Source organism: Sphingobium nicotianae, from assembly GCF_018603885.1.
Taxonomy (GTDB): Bacteria; Pseudomonadota; Alphaproteobacteria; order Sphingomonadales; family Sphingomonadaceae; genus Sphingobium; species Sphingobium nicotianae.
In genome coordinates this window covers 173,879-193,847 of record NZ_JAHGAW010000005.1, presented here as the reverse complement: position 1 = coordinate 193,847, position 19,969 = coordinate 173,879, and the positions used below count along the sequence as shown (strand labels likewise).

Genomic DNA, 19,969 nt, shown 5'->3' with positions numbered 1-19,969 from the left:
GTCAGAAAGGGCTGATCATGGAGAAGAAGCGCTGCAGCCAGCCCTGGCGGCTCGCCCGGGCAATCTCGCCCTTGCCGGTGTAGGTGATGCGGGCGTCCGCGACGCGCGTGGAGAGCACGCGGTTGTCCGGACCGATGTCGGCCTGGCGCACCAGCCCGGAAATCTGGACATATTCGTCGCCGCGATTGAGCGTCAGCGCCTTCTGGCCGCGCACGAGCATCGTGCCGTTCGCATAGACCTTGGCGATCGTCACGGTGATCTCGCCGGAAAGCGCATTGGACTGGGCGGCGTCGCCCTTGCCCTTGAAGCCCTGGCTGCCGCTGGCGCCGACATCGCTCGCGCTGAACAGCTTGCTGAACGGGCCGGTGCTCGGCGGCGTCAGGCCGATGCTGCCGGAACGATCCGTATTGGCGCTGTTGCTCTTGGTCGCCTGGGTCCGCTCGACGAGCAGGATGGTGATGATGTCGCCGACCTGCGCGGCGCGGGCGCCGTTGAACAGCGCCGAGTAGCCGGCGCTGGCCTGGAAGATGGAGCCATTGGCATGTGCCGCGGGCGCCTCCTCGGACGAAAAGGTGGGCTGATAGGCCGGATCGGCCATCGGATCCTGCTTCTTGCCGAAGAGTCCGGCTGAAGCCGGCGTGGCGATGAGCGCGGCGATCGCGCCGAGGGTGATGAGCGTCTTCATGATCAGAGCTGCTGATTGACGTACTGGAGCATTTCGTCGGTCGCCTTGATCATCTTCGAGGAAATCTCATAGGCGCGCTGCGTCTCGATCATGTCGACCAGCTCTTCGACGGTATTCACGTTGGACTGCTCCAGCGTGCCCTGACGGATGGTGCCGCGGCCTTCGAGCCCGGCTGCACCAACCTGCGGCGCACCCGATGAGGCCGTCTCGACGAGCAAGTTGCCACTGATCGCCTGGAGCCCGGCGGGATTGACGAAGCGCGCGGTTTCGATCTGGCCCAGCTGGGTTGGCTCGCTCTGCCCGGCGAGCGTCGCGGACACGGTGCCGTCATTGCCGATGGTCAGGGCCGAGGCGCCTTCCGGCACCTGAATCTGCGGGACGAGCGGGAGACCGTCCGAGGTCGTGACCGTGCCGTCGGCGCTGGTCTTGAAATTGCCGGCGCGCGTATAAGCAGTCGAGCCGTCCGGACGCAGCACCTGGAAATAACCGGAGCCTTCGATCGCGAGATCGAGCGGCTGGTCCGTCGTCGCGAACGTGCCCTGCGTATCGATCCGCTCGGTGCCGGTCAGCTTGACGCCGGAGCCCAGATTCAGGCCGATCGCAAGCTTGTTCTGCGCGTCGCCCTGCGCGCCGGCCGCCGTGATCTGCTGATAGGCCAGCGTCTCGAAATTGGCGCGGTCGCGCTTGAAGCCCGTCGTGTTGACGTTCGCCAGATTGTTGGAGATGACGCGCATCTTGACGTCCTGGGCGTCGAGCCCGGTGCGAGCGACTTGAAGAGCTGCTGACGACATTGTTCTGATCCCCTATTCTTGTGTCTTAGGCGTCGAGGCGCATGAGGCTGGCGCCGCCGCTATCGATGTCCTTGGCGGTATCGATCATCTTGATCTGCGTTTCCCAGGCACGGCTGGCGTCGATCATCTGAACGAGCGCGGTGGTGGCGTTGACGTTCGATCCCTCGAGCGAACCGGAGGTCACGCTGGCCATCGGATCCTGCGGCAGGGCGCCGCCATTGACTTCGCGGAAGAGCGTGTCGGTCCCCTTGGCGATCGTCGATCCCTTGGCGTTGACCAACTTGATCGTGTCGACGAGCTGCGGCTGGTCGATCTGGCCGCCCTGCGGGACGATCCAGACGCCGCCATCCTTGGCGATCTTGACGCTGTCGGCGGGAGGGAGCGTGATCGGCCCACCCTCGCCCAGCACGGGATAACCGTCGCCGGTGGTCAGCAGGCCGCTGTCGTTGAGCTTGAGGTCGCCGCGGCGCGTATAGCCTTCCGAGCCGTCGCTCGCCTGGACGGCGATGAAGCCATCGCCGTCCAGCGCGATGTCGAGCGGATTGCCCGTCTGGACCAGCGCCCCCGACTTGAGATCCGCGCCGATGACCTGGTCGACCTGCTCCGCGCGGCTCTGGAGGGCGCCCCCGCCGATCCAGCGTGTCGAGGCATTGGCGATTTCCGCGCGAAAGCCGGTGGTGTTGGCATTGGCGAGATTGTTCGCAATCGCCGTCTGCCGTGCCATCGTGCCGCGCAGCGCCGTGCGAGCCACATCAATGAGACGATCCATCTGCAGGGTCCTCGTTCAGTGAGCCGGATCAGCGATCAGGTGCGCATGTTGGTGATGGTCTGCGTCATGGTCGTCGCAGTCTCGATCGCCTTGGCGTTTGCCTGGTAATTGCGCTGCGCGGAGATGAGCGCGACCAGCTCCTCGGTGATGTCGACGTTGGAGCGCTCAAGCGTTCCCGAGCGGACCGCGCCGAACATGCCGCTATTGCCCCCGCCATAGACGGCCGCGCCGCTCTCGCCGCTCGCGATCCAGTGCGCGTCGCCCTGTTGGCGCAGCTCATCCTGAGCCGGGAAGCTGGCCATGGCTACGACGCCGAGATTCTTGACGGAGCCGTCGGCATAGGTCGCCGCGACCAGGCCGGTTTCGGAAATCGAGATGGCCGAGAGCTGGACCGGCGGCGTGGCGCCATTGTCCGTGGGGATCACGAGATCCGTGAGATCGGACGCCGCCGTGCCGGTCGGCAGGCCCGTGGCATCGGTCGGCAGAACCTGGAGATGCGCGCCGGTCGAGTCGATCACGTTGCGATTCTTGTCGACGCCGAACGCGCCGGCGCGGGTATAGCTGACCGGGCCATTGCCGGCGCCCTTCACCGTGAAGAAGCCTTCGCCGGTGACGGCGAGATCGAGCGTCTTGTCCGTCGTTTCGAGCGTGCCCTGCGTGAACTGCTGCTGGACGCCGACCAGACGCACACCGTTGCCTCCCGCCGGACCACCCGTCGCGGCGAAGATGTCGCCGAACTGCGCGCTGCTCTTCTTGAAGGCAACCGAGGAGACGTTCGCGACGTTGTTGGCGATCACGCCGAGGTCGGTCTGGGCCGCCTTGAGGCCGGAAAGCGAGATATAGAAGGACATGGGTTCAACTCCTCAAGAAACGGATGGATCAGCCGAGGCGCAGGGCGTCGGTTGCGGAATAATTGCCGAGGGCGGTGATGAGCTGGGCGCTGGCGCCGCTCGCGGGGGACTGGATGGCCGCGATGGTCGCCCAGGTCGCGATCTGCTTGGGTGCGGCGCCGCTGACCTGAACCTTGAGCGCCTGGCCGCCGGCGAACTCGCCGGCCTCGTTCTTGCCATCCCAATAGAAAGGCACGGCACCGGCCTTCTGCGCGCCGAGCTGCAGCGTCTTGACGACAGTGCCGCTGCCATCGACCAGATCGACCGAGACATTGTTCGAATCCGCGCCGAGGGTCAGCTCGCCGGCATAGGAGCCGGAGCTGTCGGGCGTGGCGATGTTGCTCTTGACCAGCATCGACTTGCCGATCCAGCTCGCCGCGTCCGACAGGCGCCCGCCGCCCACCGAGTCCGCGATGTTGCCGAGCAGCGTGTTGGACTGGGTCGCCGAGGCCAGCTGCGAGAATTGCGCCATCTGCGCGACCATCTGGCTGTTGTCCATCGGCGAGAACGGATCCTGATACTGCATCTGTGTGGTCAGCAGTTTCATGAAACCATTCATGTCGATGGTTGAATTGTCCTTGGTCGTCGTCTGCGCGAGATTGCGGTTGGTGACCGCCGTCGAGCTGTCGACCGTCCAGGGACTGGTGACCTTGTTGTCAGTGCTGGTCGTCGTCATTTGCCGAGCCTTATCGTATCGAGGATGAGGGATTTGGCGGTCTGGAGGACCTGCACATTGTTCTGGTACTGCCGGGCGCTCTCGACCATCTCGACGAGCTCCTGGCTGCTGTCGACGCCTGCCTCCCACACGTCGCCATTGGCGTCCGCGAGCGGGTGGCCGGGATCGTGGCGGCGGGTGGCGGGCGTATCGGAGGTCAGCACCTTGTCGACCTTGACGGTCGAGACGCCGGGCTTTTCCTGCACGGTCGAGAAGACCGGGCGGATCGCGCGATAGGCGCCGGCCTGCGTGCCCGAGACCGAACCGGCATTGGCCAGGTTCGATGCGGTGGCGTTCAGCCGGACGAGCTGGGCCGACATGGCCCGGCCCGAGATGTCGAAGATGTTCATAGGCTTGTTAGCCACGATCATTCTCCCCGCAGCGCGCGCGTAATAGTGTTCAGCCGCCCTTCCAGGAAGGAGAGCGTGGTGCGATACTTGACCGCATTCTCGGCGAAGAGGGTCTGCTCGGTCGAGATCTCGACGGTGTTGCCGTCGGGGTTCGCCTGCAGCGGGGTGCGATAGCCCATCGCGGTCTCGAGCGCGCCGGCGACCGAGCCCTGCTGGCTGGTCGCGCTGGCGAGCGCCTTGTCGAAATCGATGTCCCGCGCCTTGTAGCCCGGGGTGGACGCGTTCGCGATATTCGAGGCGATCAGCTCCAGCCGCTGCGAGCGCAGCGCCAGGGCCTTGCCATGAATGCCGAACAAACTGTCTTCGACCGACGACATTTTTTCGTGCCTTCCCCTTAAAGTCCTTCGGCCCGGGTCGTTCTGACCGGATGAACTGGCCCGGTTCAGGCATGACCCATGCCCGCAGGGAATATCTGCAAAGGCCGTGCCAATTTGCCGTCCGGACCGGTTGCCGGATGGTTAAGATAAGGATTTCCGCGCTTTCTGGGCGTTGGAGCGGCAAGGGCGGCAAATTCTTGCCGGTCGGCGGCACATTATTGCCGGCAGGAATCCGCCGCCGGCATCGGGGGCTGGAATCCGCCAAAAAGGGGCGTGCGGGGCGAATGACGGACATAATCGGCCATGTTTTCGCACCGTTGCCGCTCGTCACGGTGGCGCTCGGCGCCGGTGTGATCGCGCTCATGCAGACCGGCATGGAAACCGCCACCAGCGCCTTTGCCGCGCTCGGCCCGCTTTTCCGTGCCCGACCGGACGATGAGCGCGATGCTGCGCGAGCCCTGTTATTCAAGGTCGAAGCGGTGGCCGAACTCAAGGGGCTCGCCCGCACGGACCGGCTGAAATCCAACCATCCCTTCATCGCCCAGGCGCTCAACAGCCTCGCCAACGCCAGCGACGTCGACCATTTCAGCAGCTGGATCAATCAGGTGCTGGAGGACCGGCGCGAGCGCCACGCCCGCGTCATTTCCTTCTGGAACGCGCTGGCCGACGCGGCGCCGGCGATGGGCATGGCCGGCACGATCATCGGCCTGATCGGCATGTTTGCCGGCATGCGCGATCCATCCTCCATCGGCCCATCCATGGCGCTCGCGCTCATGACGACGCTGCACGGCATGATCCTGGCCAACGCCATTGCGGGGCCGATCGCCAATCGCCTCGCCGGCCTCTCCGAGCGCGAGCTGGCCTGGCAGCAGGCCTTTGCCGACCGGCTGATCGCGATCGCGACGCGCGAGCCCGGCATGCTGCGCCGATCGATCACGCGCGAGGTCGCATGAGCCGCGCGATCCCCCGCGCCAATCGCGGCCGCTGGGCGCTGAGCTTCGCCGATCTCTGCCTGCTGCTGCTCGGCTTCTTCGTGCTGCTGCAGGCCAACCAGGTCCAGCGCGACCGGGCGCTCGCCGGCATCGGCAGTTATTTCGGCGCGATCGAAGCGCCCGCGCAGGCCGACCTGCAGGCGCGCAGCCTGTTCGAGCCGGGCGAAGCGTTCCTCAGCATGCAAGGCAAAATTGTGTTGCTCAAGGCCGCAAAGCCGTTCGCAACCTCGAAGGAAATCATTCAGATTCAGTCCATTGGCGTGGACGGCGGCAATCATCGCTTCGATGCCTGGGATCTGGCGGCCGCCCGCCTTGGCGCCGTGGCGCGCGCGCTCGTGGCGGCGGGCATCCCCCAGCAACGCCTGCGCATCGCTGGGCTTGCGGAGGATGCCGATGGCAGGGCGCCGGGCAGGCAGATCATCCGGATCGTCGAGAAGCCGCTCGCCCAGCCGCAATAGAATGCCCGCGATTCCCGCGTTCACGGAAATAGCGGGAAACAATCTGGCACACTCCTTGCTGCGTCTCTCGCGTGCATAGACGGAGTTCCGCCACCATGACCCACCGCCCGTTCCCTCTACCCCGCGCCATGTTCGCGGCTTTTCTGATGCTGCTCTGCGGCTTCATGACCGGGATCGTCGCGCCGCCGCGCGCTTATGCGCAGCAGGGATTCGAAAATCTCGACCGGCTCGACAGCCTCGTGGCGATGAGCGTGGGTGCCAATCGCGGCCAGCCCGGGGGCCCAGTGACGATGATCGACCGCCGCCTGCGCCTCGCGCCCTGTCCGCAGCAGCCGACCGTCGACGCGGGTCAGATGAACGCCGCGACCGTCTCCTGCGCCGCCCTCGGCTGGCGCATCCGCGTGCCGCTCGTGCCCGGCGGCCAGCAGGCCCAGCCGGCCCAGAATCCGCAGATTGCTAGGGCTTACGGCGCGGTGCCGCAGTCGGTCGTCATCAAGAAGGGCGACCCGGTCCAGCTCGTCGCCGGCAATGAGGAATTCTCGATCTCGCGCATGATGATCGCCGATGAGGATGGCGCGGTCGGCGCACTCATCCGTGTGCGTCAGGACCCCAAGGCGACGCCGGTCATGGCGCGTGTCGAAAATATTGGTGTGGTTCGTATTCCAGGAATTTAAGCTTTCTTGAACCGATCCGTATATAGATGCGATCGGACAGAAAGGGATTAAGTGATGATCAAGTCTGTTGGCCAGTCGCTGAACGCCGCAATCGAGGCAGCCAGGCTGCGCGAGACGGCGCAGTCGCGGTCGACCGCCAAGGTCACGATCGAGGCAGCGGCGACAGAAAGCGTCGCGACCACGGTTCAGACGCCGGCCGCGCGCATGGCGGCGCAGGGCGCGCCGATCGATCTCGCGCGCATCTCGCGCATCAAGCAGGCCATCGCATCCGGCAATTATCCCGTCGATCCCGACAAGATCGCCGAGAAAATGATCGATCTCGACCTGCCGGTCGAAAAATACTGAGATAACGCACTATGTCGCTCGCCCTGATCGATGATCTCTCCGCCGCGGCCGCGCACTTGCGCGCTGCGATGCAGAAAGCCGATCTGAGCGACATCGAGACGGCCATGATCCGCTTTCGCACGGCGATGGATGCCGTCCAGCCCCTTGGCGCCTGGCGCAGCAATGCGGAGCTCAAGGCCCGCGTCAAAACCGTGATCGCCGAACTCGATTCCTCGCGCATGCTCGCCTGCCTGCTCGCCGATCTGGCCGGGCTGAAGCACGCCGCTTTCGCCGCGCAGAATGTGGACGCGCCGCAAGCGCTTTATCGGCCGACGCGCTGACCTCCGATCTTGGCGCTCCTGCGAAAGCGGGATCCTCGCACCCCTTTCCGTAGCGCGCCCTACCTGCTTGTCGTCGCACGACAATTACGCGACCTTATAGTAGGCCCATATTGGCACGCTTCTTGCTGATTTGACCGCCGGTACCAACACGGGGTCAAAGGCCAGCCATGTCCACTTATGGACTGACGACCAACACTATTGCCGGCACACCCAGCCGGGTCACGCAAGCGATCGCCACGGCTAGCCGCCGGACGGGCGTCGATTTCACTTATCTCATGGGTCAGGCTCAGCTCGAATCGAGCATGAACCCGACCGCGCGCGCCGGCACCTCAAGCGCGACCGGCCTCTATCAGTTTCTCGACCAGAGCTGGCTCCACGTCGTCAAGGACAATGGCGCCAAATATGGCATGAGCTGGGCGTCGGACGCGATCCAGCAGTCGGGCGGGCGCTATTATGTCGCCGACGCCGCGACGCGCCAGCAGATCCTCGACCTGCGCAACCATCCCGAGACCGCCTCGGTCATGGCGGCCGAGCTCGCCTCGGACAATCGCGCCTATCTTGAGCAGCGCATCGGCCGCCCCGCCGATTCGACCGATCTCTATCTTGCCCACTTCCTGGGCGCGGGCGGCGCCGCAAAGTTCCTCGCGACGATGAGCTATTCTCCGGACACACCCGCCGCCAGCCTGTTCCCCGCCGCGGCGCGCGCCAATGCCTCGATCTTCTACGACCGCACCGGCAACGCGCGCAGCCTGGCCGACATCCGCGACCGCTTCGCCAGCAAGCTCGCCAATGGCGCGCAGACGGCCGGCCTCAATGCGAGCAGCGCCGATATGGGCGGCGGCTATGCCGGCGGCATCCCGGAGGGCGCCAACATGGTGCAGCCCGCCGACTATATGCGCATCGCCCAGGCCCAGCGCGCCGCCGCGCCCGAGACGGACATCGACACGCCGGACGCCATCTCCGGCGAGGAAGCGCTCGCCAGCCAGCAGATGCTCGGCCAGCAGCAGCCCTATCCCGCCTTCGCCCCGCGCGCCGAGACCGCGCGCCTCGCCTATCTCATGCTTGCTACCTTCGGAAGGTAAGAACCCGACATGACCCGCAGCGACATCAACGGCAAGATCTGGGTGAACTCGGCCAAAGGCGCGGTCCTGCCGCTCGCCATCCTGGCGCTCGTGACCTTCATGATGGTGCCGGTTCCGGCGATCATGCTCGACATCGGCTTCATCACCAACATCATGATCAGCCTCGCCGTCCTGATGGTGGCGCTGAACGCGACCAAGCCGCTCGATTTTTCCAGCTTCCCCACGGTGCTGCTGTTCACGACCTTGTTTCGCCTCGCGCTCAATGTCGCCTCGACCCGCGTCGTGCTGGTCCAGGGCCATACCGGGCATGACGCGGCCGGCTATGTCATCCAGGCATTCGGCAACTTCCTCATCGGCGGCGACTATGTCGTCGGCATCTTCGTGTTCGCGATCCTGATGATCATCAACCTCGTGGTGATCACCAAGGGCGCGGGCCGCGTCTCGGAAGTCTCCGCCCGCTTCACGCTGGATGCCATGCCCGGCAAGCAGATGGCGATCGACGCCGATCTCAACGCCGGACTCGTAACGGCCGAGGAAGCCAAGATCCGCCGCGCGGAAGTCGCGACGGAAGCCGACTTCTACGGCTCGATGGACGGTGCTTCCAAGTTCGTGAAAGGCGACGCGGTCGCCGGCATCCTCATCCTCGTCATCAATATCGTGGGCGGCATCGTGCTCGGCGTCGTCAGTCATGGCCTCGACATCAGCCAGGCGGCGCAGACCTATGTGCTGCTGGCCATCGGCGACGGCCTCGTCGCGCAGGTGCCCGCGCTGCTGCTCTCCATCGCCGCGGCCTCGATCGTCACCCGCGTCAAGTCCGACCGCGACCTGTCCGGCCAGATCAGCTCGCAGTTCGGGGTCGGCAAGGCCTGGATCCCGGTCGCTGGCATCCTCACCGTGCTTGGCATCCTGCCGGGCATGCCGCATGTCATCATCCTCCCTGCGGCCGCCGTCGCCGGCCTCGTCGCCTGGCGCCTGCGCAAGGCGGCCAAGACGGCGAAGGAAGCGCCGGTCGACGTGCCGGCCGCCCCGGAGAACCCGGCTCATATCGAATGGTCGGACGTGTCGGACGGCGCGGTGCTCGGCCTGGAGATCGGCTATGGCCTGATCGGTCTGGTCGACGAGCGCAAGGACGCGCCGCTGATCGGCCGCATCACCGGCATCCGCCGCCAGCTGTCGCGCGAGCTCGGCTTCGTCGTGCCGATGATCCGCGTGAAGGACAATCTCGCGCTCGGTGCCAACGAGTATCGCATCACCATCGCCGGCGTCGTCGTCGGCGAGGACGAGCTGTGGCCCGAGGAATTGCTCGCGCTCGACAGCGGTGACCTGACCGGCACGGTCGAGGGCCGCGCCGCGCGCGACCCCACCTTCGGCCTCGACGCCATCTGGATCGACACCGATCGCCGCAGCGAAGCGGTCATCGCCGGCTATACGGTCGTCGACCCCTCGACCGTCGTCGCGACTCACCTCAATCATCTGATCGTCCACAACGCCTCCGAGATTTTCGGCATGGACGAGGCCAAGAAGCTGCTCGACACGCTCAAGGAAGTGGCGCCGCAGCTCGCCGAGGGCCTCTCGCCGCAGCCGCTCAGCCTCGCGCAGATCACGGCGCTGTGCCGCGCCCTGCTCGCCGAGGGCATCGCGCTCAAGGACTTCCGCCGCATCGCCGAGGCGATGGTCACGGTGGCGCGCCCGGACATGAGCACCGACATGCTGGCCGAGGCCGTGCGCGCGCGCATCGGCTCGCTGATCATCCAGAACATCGTGCCGGTGAAGATGCCGCTGCCGGTGATCACGCTCGACGGCGAGCTGGAAGGCCTGCTCGCCCAGGCGATGCGCGTCGCCGGCGATGCGCAGCATCCGATCGAACCGGCGCTGGCCCAACGCCTCATCGAGCAGGTGAGCGAGGCGGCCCGGCCGCTGCTGGCCCAGGCGCGCAGCTTCGCCATCGTCACTTCGCCGATCGCGCGCCGTGCCCTCTCGCGCCTGTTCAAGCCGCACCTGCCCGAGACGCCCGTGCTTTCCTTCCTCGAGATTCCCGACGGCAAGCCGGTCGAGGTCGTCGCGGTCGTCGGCAACGAGAACCGGATCAACCGCGTCGAGCGCCTCGCCGCCTGATCGAGGCAATCGATCAACGACGGGTCACTTTCGGGCGAAGGTCACGAAGGTCACGGGTGAAACACCATAAAATTGCGCGCGATTGCCGGTCCCGCAACCGACTGATCGAAAAAAGCGATTTTCAAGGTGAGAAAGAACGCTGTCGAGTTGGCATGATTCCCGGCCTGTAGGACAGCGAAAATGCAGCGCCGCGCCATGCCGCAGCAGTCGCCATTCGGAGCGTTGTGAACCGTCCGAACCACCCATCGGTGCACCACCCTCACATCGGCGCGCGCGGCTTCCGTATCATTCGACCCGATGGCCACGAGGTGGACTTTCTGAACCCGCAGGTTCGTCCCCCGTTCGACCGAAGGTCGCTGCAAAAACCGCACATCTCGTGCAGGCTCCGATCTCACGAAAAATTGCCGCGAAAAAAATTTACGTCGGTCAACTCTAAAGTTTTTTGGAAAAAGTCCGTTAAGGCTTTTGGGTTAGACCGCCCAGCATGCAAAGCGCAAAGCTCCAGGTTGCAGCATATACCTATGGACGCGGGGCCGGCTCGTCGCCGGATCATCTCGCGCAGCAATATATGCCGCTCGTCCGGAAAATTGCCTGGCATGTCCATGGCCGGGTCTCTTCGGCCATCGACATCGAGGATCTTCTGCAGATCGGCATGGTCGCGCTCGTCGAGGCCGCGAACGGCTTCGAGGATCGCGGTCACGGGTTCGCCGCCTATGCGCAAATGCGCGTGCGCGGCGCGATGATCGATCACCTGCGCCGCCATTCGACGCTCTGCCGCTCCGCCATGGCACGGCGCAAGACCATCCAGGCCGCCAAGCGCGAACTCGAGCAGAAGCTCGGCCGTCCGGCGCGGGAATCCGAGGTTGCCGACCATCTCGGCCTTGATCCCGCGGCGTGGCGCGACCTCGCCGACGGCACGGATATTGCGCAGCATGAAAGCATGGACGAGGTCTATTCGGACCAGTCGATGTGGTTCGCCGACGTCGGCGAACGGGCCGACGAGGCGCTCGAACGCGAGTCCCTCAAGAAGGCGATCGCCGCCTGCATCTCCGACCTGCCGGAACGCGAGGCGATGGTGCTGCAGCTCTATTTCGTCGAGGAGATGAACCTCGAGGAAATCGGCATGACGCTCGACATCGGCGCGGCGCGGGTCTGCCAGATCAAGAAATCAGCCCTCGACAAGCTGCGCGGCCGCCTGGCCGAATGGGCCTGACGCCACCGAACCCCGACCACCGCGCCTGACGCGGAGTCATCTCAACGACATTAACCATGCCTAGGGCCGCGCGGTCGAAAAACCGACGCGCGGATCGCCGCGCACTATCCTGAGAAAAGGGGGGAATCATGAGTCGCAAAATCCTGTGCGCGCTTGCCGCCACGCTCTGCCTCGCCGGGGCCGCCCGCGCCGATGTGCGGATCACGGAGATCATGTTCGAAGGCAAGGGCCTCAACACGGTCGAGCTCAAGAAGGACGGCACCCCCAATCCCAAGCTGATCGGCGACAAGCGCGAGTTTTTCGAGATCACCAATCTCGGCAACACCACCGTCGACATCAACGGCTGGGTCTATGACGACGACAAGGCAGGCGACGTCAGCGCCTTCGGCAGCGCTTTCGGCAGCCTCGCGGCCGGCGAATCGCTCATCCTGACCGAGATGACCGTAACGGATTTCCGCGCCTTCTGGAATCTCGCCGCGTCCGCGAAAATCTATTCGATCGGCAGCCTGTCCAACCTCGGCAAGAACGACACGATCAACATCCATGACGCGGCCAGCGCGATCGTCGACAGCGTGACCTATCCGGTCGGCTTCCCGGCATCGGGCACCTCCTGCAACCGCCCGTTCGGCGCGGCGGGTGCCGTTGCCACGACGGCCGGCTGGGTCTGCTCGGCGGTTGGCGACGCCTATGGCAGCGCGAAGTCCGATGACGTGGCGCTCACCACCTACAACACGCTGGAGAACGGCGTGCTCGTGCCGCATCTTGAGACGGTGGCCCGGTTCGATGTCGGTAATCCCGGCCAATATGCGCAGGCGGCGGCCGTGCCCGAGCCCCGCACTTATGCGATGCTGATCGCCGGCCTCGGCCTGCTGGGCATGGTGCTGCGGCGACGCGGGACGCAGGCCCCCGCAATCATCTGACGGGAACTTGCCGGACGCCTCGATCATTCTCCCCGCAATACCGGACGATTGTGGAGAGACTGACATGGCAACCGACGACCCCAAAACTGTCATCGTGGAGCGCTCCGGCGGCAACGGCCTGACGGCCGTGCTCGTCATCCTGATTGTCGCGCTGATTGCGGTGGGAGCCTATTTCCTCATCAGCAAGGAAACCAACAAGAACGACGCCATTTCCCATGCCGCCCAGCAGGTCGGCGATGCTGCGCAGCAGGCGGGCGATGCCGCCCAGGAAGCGGCCAAGAAACAATGATCGCCTCGCGGTAACCCACTTGGGAGGTGCCTCGCTCGGATCGCGGGCATCGAGGCACCTCCGGGGAGCCATCGGAACCCGTCCCACACGGGAACCGACAAGCCTGACGGTCCGCGTCACCCAGAGGGACGCGGCGGCCGTCATGAACCCGATCTAAAAAGCTTCCCGCGCGGCGGCATCCCCCGATCATGGTAGGGCCGCAATCGTCCCAGATCGGGACAAGCGCTCAGCGTGGCGAAAGGCGCGATACTGCCAGCGCGACAAGTTCCGCTTCGCGACGCACTTCACATTTTCCGAAGATGGCGCGTAGCTGTGTGCCCACCGTCTCGGCGCTGGTGCCGCGAACTGCAGCGATATTGGTGCGCGGCAGACCCGCAGCCAGCAGCGCGACGATTTCCGCCTCGGCCTGGGTCAGCGGCAGGGCAGCAGCAAGCCGGGCAGCATCATCCCTTCCGATCGGCACCGGAAAACGGAATGTCACGATGAGGCGGGGCCGGAAACCGAAATTCCAGCGCATCGACGGCAAAGATGTGACCTCGACGAGGCAGGCAGCGCCGGCAATGCGCGTCCACATATCCGGGCCGGCAAAGTCGATGCCGCGCATCGCGGCGCCGATGCGCGCCTGGAGCGCGATGTGATCCTGTTTCGCCGTCGCGATCAATTGCTGGCCAACAAGTTTGAAGCTGTTGGACGCGAGAACCGTTTCGGCGCCGGGCGTCACCGCGCAAACCATGCCATTGCCGTCGATCAGCACCGCCGCGACGCGCAGCGCTTCGAGCGAGCCGCGTACCAGCGCCGCGCCCTGGCTCTCCAGCGCGATCTGGGCGCGCACCGCCGCCAGCGCATGATGCGCAGCAAAACCGAATGTCGCGCGGGCGCGCTCGTCGGTCCGGCCGTCGTTGCGCGCGCGTAGCGTCGCCAGACCGAACAGGCCGCTCGCCCCGGTCGCGAGGACAGTCTGCGCGCCGTCCTCCGCGTCGAAACGCCGGGCGTGATCGAGATAACGCTCGTCGGTATGCACCGCGCGAGCGGCATCGTAATGATGCTCGTGGATGATTTCGAGCGGTCGCCCACTCGCCGCCACCCGCCAGTTCACCTCGGGCCGGTGACCCTCGATCGCCACGAAATCGCCGAAATAGTCATCGGATACGTTGGTGACGCAGTTGAACCCCAGATGCCGCTCGCCCATGAAGATGAGCTGCCCGCGCGCCGATCCGGTCGCGGTCGCCATCACATCCAGTGCCTTAAGCCAGCCATCATCCGAGAAAGGCGCTTCCGCGAACGCCTGTTCGATCAATCCACGTTCACCCAAACCCACATCTCCGTGGCCTCCACGTCACCCTGCGGCCCGGAACAAGTCAATCATGATAGGCATTTTCGTTAAGCTTCCGGCCCGATTTTGCGACGAACGGTGGCCGACCGGTCCCACTCCCATCGGGCTGGCCCCCTCGCCCGCCATCGGCTAAAGCGCGGCCATGTCCACGACCTACACGCTCGACACCGCGACCAGCCGCGCCAATCCGACCCCGGCGCCGATGAAGCGGCTGACCATCCCGGCCCTGCGCGGCCGCAAGGTCGACGGCGTCACCGCCGAGCCGATCGTCGTGCTCACCGCCTACACGGCGCGGCAGGCGCAGCTGCTCGATCCGCATTGCGACATGCTGCTGGTCGGGGATTCGCTCGGGCAGGTCATCTACGGGCTGCCGTCGAGCGTGCCGGTCACGCTGGAGATGATGGCGGCGCATGGCGCGGCGGTGGTGCGCGGCAGCTATCACAGCGTCGTGATCATCGACATGCCGTTCGGCAGCTACGAAGCCTCGCCTGCCCAGGCCTTCGAGAGCGCATCGCGCCTGCTCAAGGAAACAGGCGCGGCGGGCGTCAAGCTGGAGGGCGGCGCGGCCATGGCCGAGACGATCGCCTTCCTCGCGGCGCGCGGCATTCCGGTGTGCGGCCATGTCGGCCTCACCCCACAGGCGATCAACATGCTCGGCGGCTACGGTCCGCGTGGCAAGGACGAGGCCGAAGCGCACAAGATCCTGGAGGATGCGCGCGCCGTCGCCGACGCCGGTTGTTTCGCGATGGTCATCGAGGGCGTGCTGGAGCCGGTCGCGGCCGCGATCACCGGCGCCGTCCCCTGTCCCACCATCGGCATCGGCGCCTCGCCGCGCTGCGACGGGCAGGTGCTGGTGACCGAGGACATGCTGGGCCTGTTCGAGCGCACGCCGCGCTTCGTGAAGCGCTATGCCGACATCGCCGCGACAATCGGCGAAGCCGCGGCAGATTATGCCGCAGAGGTGCGCGCGCGCAGCTTCCCGGGTGACGACCAGCTCTATCGATCCAAAAAGTGATTTGCTTGGGGTTCAGCCCCCGCTAAGGTCCGCGGCCACAAATTCCCTCACATTGACCATATTCTCACTGGAGACACGATTTGGCCCTGACGCCATATCAGAGCGATGCATTGATCAAGGAAGTCGACGATGCCGTCCGCCAGGACGACATGCTGTCCTTCTGGAGCAGATATGGCCGCGTCGTGGCGGGCGCGGTGGTTCTCGCGCTCGGCGCCTATGGCGGCTGGCTGCTGTGGCAGAATCATCGCAACAGCGTCGCGGAGGCCAATAGCGAGCAGTTCGCCGACCTGCTCAAGAGCGCGGAAGCCGCCTCGCTCGACCAGCCGGTCTATGACAAGCTGGTCGCCGGAGGTGGCCCGGGCTACAAATCGCAGGCGCAGCTGGTGAAGGCCGCGCTCGCCGCGGGCAAGAATGACGACAAGGAGGCCGTGGCCACCTATGACGCCATCATCGCCGATCCCGCCGCGCTGCAGCCGGCCAAGGACGCCGCCCTGATCCGCAAGACCGCGCTCAGCTTCGACAGCATGGCGCCCGATCAGGTCGTGGCCGCACTCAAGGGTCTGGCCGTGCCGGGCAATGCCTGGTACGGCAGCGCCGGCGAGCTGACCGCCATCGCCTATCTCAAGATGGGCAAGCGCGATCTGGCGGCCGAGCTGTTCGGCAGCCTGGCGCGCGATGCGGCCGTGCCGGATTCGATCAAGCTGCGCGCCGGCCAGATGGCGAGCGCCCTCGGGGCCGCCGCCCCGGCCGCTCCCGCGCCGGCACTGGCGCGCTGAGACTATGAAGAACAATGACAAGGTGAGGGTTCGCATGACAATTCGTGGCGGCTGGATGATCCTGCCCATGGCCCTCCTCGTGACCGGCTGCGGCGGGATCGGCGGCAAGAAGGGCGGGCCCAAGACGCCCGTCAGCGGCCAGCGCACCTCCATCCTGAGCGGTGCCGAGGTCGTCTCGGCGGACGATTCCATCTCGACGATCCCGGTCACCGTGCCCGAGCCGGTCGACAATGCGGACTGGGAGCAATCGGGCGGCAACGCCTCCAAGGCGTTCGGCCATGCCGCGCTCGGCGCGGGCACGCAGGAAGTGTGGCGGGCCAACATCCAGGGCGGCACCTCGCGGATGCGCCTCGCCTCGCCACCCGTCGTCCAGGCCGGCAAGCTCTATGCGATCGGCACCGACGCCACCGTCTCCGCCTTCGACGCCAAGACCGGCCAACGCCTGTGGGCCAGCAGCATCAAGTCCAAGGACGACAACGGCAAGGTCGAGTTCGGCGGTGGCGTCAGCGTCGAGGGCGACCGCGTCTATGCGACGAGCGGCATCGGCGACGTCGCCGCGCTCAACGTGGCGGACGGCAAGGTGATGTGGAAGGTGCGGCCCGGCGGCCCGCTGCGCGGATCGCCCTCGCTCTCCAACGGCAACGTCTATGTGATGAGCCAGGACAACCAGCTCTTCGCGCTCAACGAGACCGACGGCGCGACGCTGTGGACCGATGGCGGCACGCTCGAGCCGACCGGCGTGTTCGGCGTCGCGGCGCCCTCGGCCGGCCAGGGCTCGGTGCTTGCCGGCTACAGCTCGGGCGAGCTCACCGCCTATCGCTACGAGAATGGCCGCGTGCTGTGGGGCGACGCGCTCAGCAAGACCAGCATCTCGACCTCGGTTTCGACGCTCACCGACATCGACGCCGATCCGGTGATCGACCGCGGCCGCGTGTTCGCGATCGGCGAAGGCGGCCGCATGGCCTCTTATGAACTGCTCAGCGGACAGCGCCTGTGGGAGCTCAACATCGGCGGGGTGGCGACACCGCTGGTGGTCGGCGACTGGGTATTCGTCGTCACCGACAAGGCCCGCCTCTTCTGCATCACGCGCGCGACTGGCAAAGTGCGCTGGATCAGCGAGCTGCCGGCCTGGAAAAAGCCCAAGAAGAAGACCGGCGCGATCCGCTGGCACGGCCCCATCCTCGCGGGCGGCAAGCTGGTCCTCGTCTCGACCGAGGGCGCGCTCGTTTTCGCCGATCCCGCGACCGGCAAGACCTTGTCCGAGCGCGAAGTCGGCCAGGGCGTGTCGCTGCCGCCGATCGTCGCCGACAAGATGCTTTACCTGCTGACCGACGAAGGGCGCATAATCGCCTATCGGTGAGCGCACTTGACGATACGCGCGAAATTTGGTCTCCGCGCGGTCCTCGTGATAACAGCATGTGCTCCTGCGAAGGCAGGAGCCTAGGGCGCAACCGACGAACTGGTCCGCCCTAGGCTCCTGCCTTCGCAGGAGCACCGTCTATTTTTCAAAGGCCGTTCCATTCATGCTCCCAGTCGTCGCCATCATCGGCCGGCCCAATGTCGGCAAGTCGACGCTGTTCAACCGGCTGGTCGGCAAGCGGCTGGCGCTGGTCGACGACCAGCCCGGGGTGACCCGCGACCGACGGGAAGCCGATGCCGAATTGCTCGGCCTCAAGTTCCGCATCGTCGACACGGCAGGCTTCGAGGAAGATGACGCTCAGACCCTGCCCGGCCGGATGCGCATGCAGACCGAAGCGGCCGTCGCCGGCGCATCGGTCGCCCTGTTCATGATCGACGCGCGCGCTGGCGTGACGCCGCTCGACGAGCATATCGCCCGCTGGCTGCGCGCCAGCAAGACGCCGGTCGTGCTGCTCGCCAACAAGGCGGAAGGTTCGGCCGCGGATGCCGGTCTCATGGAAGCCTATTCGCTCGGCTTCGACGAGCCCGTCGCCTTCTCCGCCGAGCATGGCCAGGGCCTCGCCGACCTGTTCGAGGCGATCCGCCCGCATGTCGAGCGCGACGAGGAGGAGGATGCTCCGGCACTCGACGAAGACGAGGAAGCCGACGACAATGCGCCACTCAAGCTCGCCATCGTCGGTCGGCCGAACGCCGGCAAGTCGACGCTGATCAACAAGATATTGGGCGAGGACCGGCTGATCACCGGGCCGGAAGCGGGCATCACGCGCGACAGCATCGCGGTCGACTGGACCTGGCGGGACCGGGAGGGTCGCGAGCGCCCGGTCCGCCTCATCGACACCGCGGGCATGCGCAAGCGCGCCAAGGTGCAGGAGAAGCTGGAGAAGCTCTCCGTCGCCGACGCGCTCCACGCGATCGATTTCGCCGAGGTGGTCGTGCTGCTGCTCGATGCGACGCTGGGACTCGAGGCCCAGGATCTGCGCATTGCCGACAGGGTGATCCAGGAAGGCCGCGCGCTCATCATCGCCCTGAACAAATGGGATGTTTCGGAAAATGGCTCCTCGCTCTACCAGGGCGTGCGGGCAGCGCTCGACGAGGGGCTGGCACAGCTGCGCGGCGTGCCGTTGCTCACCATTTCCGGCGCCACCGGCAAGGGCATCGACGATCTGCTGCAGGCCGCGTTCGACACCCGCGCGCGCTGGTCACAGCGGGTGCCCACCAGCATGCTCAACCGCTGGTTCGACAGCGCGCTGGAAGCCAATCCCCCGCCGGCACCCGGCGGCAAGCGCATCAAGCTGCGTTACATCACCCAGGCGCGCATCCGCCCGCCGACCTTTGTCATCTTCGGCACCCGGCTCGATCAGCTGCCGGAGAGCTACAGCCGCTATCTGGTGAACGGCATCCGGCGGGAGCTGGACTTCTCGGGCGTGCCGATCCGCATGAACCTGCGCAGCGCGGCCAATCCCTTCGACAAGAAGAAGAACTGAGGGCGTGCCTCCACACCGCGTCGACACGCGCGGCCTGAAATGCCCCTGGCCGGTGCTGCGCGCCGCGCGGGCGATGCGCGAGCATGGCGCCATCCTGCTCCTCGCCGACGACCCCGTCGCGCTGATCGATGTCCCGGCGCTGGCCAAGGCCAGTGGCTGGGAGATCGAGGTGCGGGAGGCCGACGGGTATGCAGAGTTTCACTTGCGCCGGTCCTGAATGCTTGTTCCTTTTTCCGCTTCCACTTGCCCCTTCTCTTCGCATTCACTCCGTTCGATGTGTGCAAAGAGCGAAAAGCAACGAATCGTCAGCGTGTTAAGCCTGTTTTTACGGGAGCTGGCGGATACTCCCGCTCTGGAGAGTCCTTTTTTGAATTCGAGGCCAGGTGCCATGTCCTATTATTATTCGATCCCGCTCGTGAACGAGGCCGAACTGGCCCAGGCTCGCGCCTTGCTGGGCACGGGACTGGCGCGGATTATCGGCTATTTCCGCGAAGACGGCGTCAAGTCGATCAGCCAGCTCGAAGAAGCGCTGAACGATCGCAACGCCGCCGCCATGGTCATCCCCGCGCACACCCTCAAGGGCGAGTCGCGCCAGTTCGGCGCGCGTCGCCTGGGCGACATTGCCGAGGTGATCGAGACGACCGCGCGCCGCTGCGTCGAGCAGCATGTCGAACCGGACGAAGTCGCTGGCGAGATCGCGATGCTGCGCGGCTGCTTCGTCGAAACGCTGCAACTGCTGGGAGACGCCGCGCCTCCCGCTTCCATGCCCCAATATCAGGCTGTGGCGCCGCGCGCGCCCGCCACGACGGCCCCGCGCCCGGCCGCTTTCACCGCCGGTCCCCGCACCTTCGGCCGCCGCACCGGCTGAACGCAACACCTGCGGAAGCACATCATGCCTGTGCCGGAACCGGCGCAGCAGCGTCGCTTTGCCCTTGCGTCTCGCGCAAAAAATGTGCA

At 65.9% G+C, this 19,969-nt stretch carries 24 protein-coding genes; 16 read left to right on the top strand and 8 right to left on the bottom strand.

Annotated elements, in window-relative coordinates; translation table 11 throughout:
* Window position 1 precedes the first annotated feature (1 nt).
* Genes KK488_RS08990 through KK488_RS08960 form a run of 7 tightly spaced genes read right to left on the bottom strand, consistent with a single transcriptional unit; the run spans window position 2 to window position 4,577 of the window.
* Window positions 2–685: a flagellar basal body L-ring protein FlgH gene (locus tag KK488_RS08990; protein WP_214622826.1), complete on the bottom strand. Its 684-nt coding sequence runs from the start codon at window positions 683–685 to the stop codon at window positions 2–4.
* 2 nt (window positions 686–687) lie between these two features.
* On the bottom strand, window positions 688–1,476 hold the full coding sequence (gene flgG, locus KK488_RS08985) for a flagellar basal-body rod protein FlgG (RefSeq protein ID WP_214622825.1): 789 nt from the start codon (window positions 1,474–1,476) through the stop codon (window positions 688–690).
* Window positions 1,477–1,501: 25 nt separating this feature from the next.
* Window positions 1,502–2,245 carry a flagellar basal-body rod protein FlgF gene (flgF, locus tag KK488_RS08980; protein WP_214622824.1) on the bottom strand — a complete coding sequence of 248 codons (744 nt, stop codon included), beginning with the start codon at window positions 2,243–2,245 and terminating at the stop codon, window positions 1,502–1,504.
* Window positions 2,246–2,280: 35 nt separating this feature from the next.
* Window positions 2,281–3,096 (bottom strand): flagellar hook-basal body complex protein, encoded by an 816-nt coding sequence (locus KK488_RS08975; RefSeq protein ID WP_214622823.1) that lies wholly within the window; start codon window positions 3,094–3,096, stop codon window positions 2,281–2,283.
* Window positions 3,097–3,124: 28 nt separating this feature from the next.
* Window positions 3,125–3,811 carry a flagellar hook assembly protein FlgD gene (locus KK488_RS08970; RefSeq protein ID WP_214622822.1) on the bottom strand — a complete coding sequence of 229 codons (687 nt, stop codon included), beginning with the start codon at window positions 3,809–3,811 and terminating at the stop codon, window positions 3,125–3,127.
* Complete coding sequence (flgC, locus tag KK488_RS08965) at window positions 3,808–4,200, bottom strand: flagellar basal body rod protein FlgC (RefSeq protein WP_214622960.1); 393 nt, start codon at window positions 4,198–4,200, stop codon at window positions 3,808–3,810. The genes KK488_RS08970 and flgC overlap by 4 nt, the downstream gene beginning before the upstream one ends.
* Window positions 4,201–4,217: 17 nt before the next feature.
* Window positions 4,218–4,577, bottom strand: coding sequence for a flagellar basal body rod protein FlgB (locus tag KK488_RS08960; protein ID WP_214622821.1), 360 nt, complete (start codon window positions 4,575–4,577; stop codon window positions 4,218–4,220).
* 284 nt (window positions 4,578–4,861) lie between these two features.
* Here KK488_RS08960 and KK488_RS08955 point away from each other — a divergent pair, with 284 nt between their 5' ends.
* The 10 genes from KK488_RS08955 to KK488_RS08910 all read left to right on the top strand — a co-directional run bounded on the left by KK488_RS08955 (window position 4,862) and on the right by KK488_RS08910 (window position 12,985).
* Window positions 4,862–5,530: a motility protein A gene (locus KK488_RS08955; protein WP_214622820.1), complete on the top strand. Its 669-nt coding sequence runs from the start codon at window positions 4,862–4,864 to the stop codon at window positions 5,528–5,530.
* On the top strand, window positions 5,527–6,027 hold the full coding sequence (locus KK488_RS08950; protein WP_214622819.1) for an OmpA/MotB family protein: 501 nt from the start codon (window positions 5,527–5,529) through the stop codon (window positions 6,025–6,027). Before KK488_RS08955 ends, KK488_RS08950 begins: the two co-directional genes overlap by 4 nt.
* Before the next feature lie 146 nt (window positions 6,028–6,173).
* Window positions 6,174–6,701, top strand: coding sequence for a flagella basal body P-ring formation protein FlgA (locus tag KK488_RS08945; RefSeq protein ID WP_250890227.1), 528 nt, complete (start codon window positions 6,174–6,176; stop codon window positions 6,699–6,701).
* 54 nt (window positions 6,702–6,755) lie between these two features.
* Window positions 6,756–7,046 (top strand): flagellar biosynthesis anti-sigma factor FlgM, encoded by a 291-nt coding sequence (flgM, locus tag KK488_RS08940; RefSeq protein ID WP_214622817.1) that lies wholly within the window; start codon window positions 6,756–6,758, stop codon window positions 7,044–7,046.
* Window positions 7,047–7,057: 11 nt separating this feature from the next.
* On the top strand, window positions 7,058–7,366 hold the full coding sequence (locus tag KK488_RS08935) for a hypothetical protein (protein ID WP_214622816.1): 309 nt from the start codon (window positions 7,058–7,060) through the stop codon (window positions 7,364–7,366).
* Window positions 7,367–7,533: 167 nt separating this feature from the next.
* The gene (locus tag KK488_RS08930) at window positions 7,534–8,448 is read left to right on the top strand and encodes a lytic transglycosylase domain-containing protein (RefSeq protein WP_214622815.1); all 915 of its coding nucleotides are present in this window, start codon (window positions 7,534–7,536) and stop codon (window positions 8,446–8,448) included.
* Between the two features lie 9 nt (window positions 8,449–8,457).
* A complete protein-coding gene (flhA, locus tag KK488_RS08925) occupies window positions 8,458–10,563 on the top strand; it encodes a flagellar biosynthesis protein FlhA (RefSeq protein ID WP_214622814.1) in 2,106 nt (701 codons plus the stop codon).
* 484 nt (window positions 10,564–11,047) lie between these two features.
* Window positions 11,048–11,776, top strand: a complete 729-nt coding sequence (locus tag KK488_RS08920; protein WP_214622813.1) for a sigma-70 family RNA polymerase sigma factor — start codon at window positions 11,048–11,050, stop codon at window positions 11,774–11,776.
* A 128-nt stretch (window positions 11,777–11,904) separates the two neighbouring features.
* A complete protein-coding gene (locus KK488_RS21315) occupies window positions 11,905–12,696 on the top strand; it encodes a lamin tail domain-containing protein (protein ID WP_250890205.1) in 792 nt (263 codons plus the stop codon).
* 64 nt (window positions 12,697–12,760) lie between these two features.
* Window positions 12,761–12,985 (top strand): hypothetical protein, encoded by a 225-nt coding sequence (locus tag KK488_RS08910; RefSeq protein ID WP_214622812.1) that lies wholly within the window; start codon window positions 12,761–12,763, stop codon window positions 12,983–12,985.
* A gap of 226 nt (window positions 12,986–13,211) precedes the next feature.
* Here KK488_RS08910 and KK488_RS08905 read toward each other — a convergent pair whose 3' ends face one another.
* Entirely contained in the window at window positions 13,212–14,297 is a 1,086-nt protein-coding gene (locus KK488_RS08905) for a helix-turn-helix transcriptional regulator (RefSeq protein ID WP_250890204.1), read from the bottom strand.
* A gap of 163 nt (window positions 14,298–14,460) precedes the next feature.
* Here KK488_RS08905 and panB point away from each other — a divergent pair, with 163 nt between their 5' ends.
* The 6 genes from panB (at window position 14,461) to KK488_RS08875 (ending at window position 19,880) form a co-directional block, all read left to right on the top strand.
* Window positions 14,461–15,333: a 3-methyl-2-oxobutanoate hydroxymethyltransferase gene (panB, locus tag KK488_RS08900; protein ID WP_214622811.1), complete on the top strand. Its 873-nt coding sequence runs from the start codon at window positions 14,461–14,463 to the stop codon at window positions 15,331–15,333.
* An 80-nt stretch (window positions 15,334–15,413) separates the two neighbouring features.
* The gene (locus KK488_RS08895) at window positions 15,414–16,109 is read left to right on the top strand and encodes a tetratricopeptide repeat protein (RefSeq protein ID WP_214622810.1); all 696 of its coding nucleotides are present in this window, start codon (window positions 15,414–15,416) and stop codon (window positions 16,107–16,109) included.
* A 34-nt stretch (window positions 16,110–16,143) separates the two neighbouring features.
* Window positions 16,144–17,469, top strand: a complete 1,326-nt coding sequence (locus KK488_RS08890; RefSeq protein WP_250890203.1) for a PQQ-like beta-propeller repeat protein — start codon at window positions 16,144–16,146, stop codon at window positions 17,467–17,469.
* A 163-nt stretch (window positions 17,470–17,632) separates the two neighbouring features.
* Window positions 17,633–19,012, top strand: a complete 1,380-nt coding sequence (der, locus tag KK488_RS08885) for a ribosome biogenesis GTPase Der (RefSeq protein ID WP_214622808.1) — start codon at window positions 17,633–17,635, stop codon at window positions 19,010–19,012.
* A 4-nt stretch (window positions 19,013–19,016) separates the two neighbouring features.
* Complete coding sequence (locus tag KK488_RS08880; RefSeq protein WP_214622807.1) at window positions 19,017–19,229, top strand: sulfurtransferase TusA family protein; 213 nt, start codon at window positions 19,017–19,019, stop codon at window positions 19,227–19,229.
* Between the two features lie 171 nt (window positions 19,230–19,400).
* Window positions 19,401–19,880, top strand: a complete 480-nt coding sequence (locus KK488_RS08875; RefSeq protein WP_214622806.1) for an Hpt domain-containing protein — start codon at window positions 19,401–19,403, stop codon at window positions 19,878–19,880.
* Window positions 19,881–19,969: the final 89 nt, after the last annotated feature.

What these genes read in the sequence shown, in the direction of transcription:
- flgG (WP_214622825.1), bottom strand. Translation starts at nt 1,476, where the DNA reads ATGTCGTCAGCAGCTCTTCAAGTCGCTCGCACCGGGCTCGACGCCCAG.
- KK488_RS08935 (WP_214622816.1), top strand. Translation starts at nt 7,058, where the DNA reads ATGTCGCTCGCCCTGATCGATGATCTCTCCGCCGCGGCCGCGCACTTG.
- KK488_RS08920 (WP_214622813.1), top strand. Translation starts at nt 11,048, where the DNA reads ATGCAAAGCGCAAAGCTCCAGGTTGCAGCATATACCTATGGACGCGGG.
- panB (WP_214622811.1), top strand. Translation starts at nt 14,461, where the DNA reads ATGTCCACGACCTACACGCTCGACACCGCGACCAGCCGCGCCAATCCG.
- KK488_RS08890 (WP_250890203.1), top strand. Translation starts at nt 16,144, where the DNA reads ATGACAATTCGTGGCGGCTGGATGATCCTGCCCATGGCCCTCCTCGTG.
- KK488_RS08875 (WP_214622806.1), top strand. Translation starts at nt 19,401, where the DNA reads ATGTCCTATTATTATTCGATCCCGCTCGTGAACGAGGCCGAACTGGCC.
- KK488_RS08990 (WP_214622826.1), bottom strand. Translation starts at nt 685, where the DNA reads ATGAAGACGCTCATCACCCTCGGCGCGATCGCCGCGCTCATCGCCACG.
- flgM (WP_214622817.1), top strand. Translation starts at nt 6,756, where the DNA reads ATGATCAAGTCTGTTGGCCAGTCGCTGAACGCCGCAATCGAGGCAGCC.
- flgC (WP_214622960.1), bottom strand. Translation starts at nt 4,200, where the DNA reads ATGAACATCTTCGACATCTCGGGCCGGGCCATGTCGGCCCAGCTCGTC.
- KK488_RS08955 (WP_214622820.1), top strand. Translation starts at nt 4,862, where the DNA reads ATGACGGACATAATCGGCCATGTTTTCGCACCGTTGCCGCTCGTCACG.
- KK488_RS08950 (WP_214622819.1), top strand. Translation starts at nt 5,527, where the DNA reads ATGAGCCGCGCGATCCCCCGCGCCAATCGCGGCCGCTGGGCGCTGAGC.
- der (WP_214622808.1), top strand. Translation starts at nt 17,633, where the DNA reads ATGCTCCCAGTCGTCGCCATCATCGGCCGGCCCAATGTCGGCAAGTCG.
- KK488_RS21315 (WP_250890205.1), top strand. Translation starts at nt 11,905, where the DNA reads ATGAGTCGCAAAATCCTGTGCGCGCTTGCCGCCACGCTCTGCCTCGCC.
- KK488_RS08970 (WP_214622822.1), bottom strand. Translation starts at nt 3,811, where the DNA reads ATGACGACGACCAGCACTGACAACAAGGTCACCAGTCCCTGGACGGTC.
- KK488_RS08975 (WP_214622823.1), bottom strand. Translation starts at nt 3,096, where the DNA reads ATGTCCTTCTATATCTCGCTTTCCGGCCTCAAGGCGGCCCAGACCGAC.
- KK488_RS08960 (WP_214622821.1), bottom strand. Translation starts at nt 4,577, where the DNA reads ATGTCGTCGGTCGAAGACAGTTTGTTCGGCATTCATGGCAAGGCCCTG.
- KK488_RS08910 (WP_214622812.1), top strand. Translation starts at nt 12,761, where the DNA reads ATGGCAACCGACGACCCCAAAACTGTCATCGTGGAGCGCTCCGGCGGC.
- KK488_RS08930 (WP_214622815.1), top strand. Translation starts at nt 7,534, where the DNA reads ATGTCCACTTATGGACTGACGACCAACACTATTGCCGGCACACCCAGC.
- flhA (WP_214622814.1), top strand. Translation starts at nt 8,458, where the DNA reads ATGACCCGCAGCGACATCAACGGCAAGATCTGGGTGAACTCGGCCAAA.
- KK488_RS08945 (WP_250890227.1), top strand. Translation starts at nt 6,174, where the DNA reads ATGCTGCTCTGCGGCTTCATGACCGGGATCGTCGCGCCGCCGCGCGCT.
- flgF (WP_214622824.1), bottom strand. Translation starts at nt 2,245, where the DNA reads ATGGATCGTCTCATTGATGTGGCTCGCACGGCGCTGCGCGGCACGATG.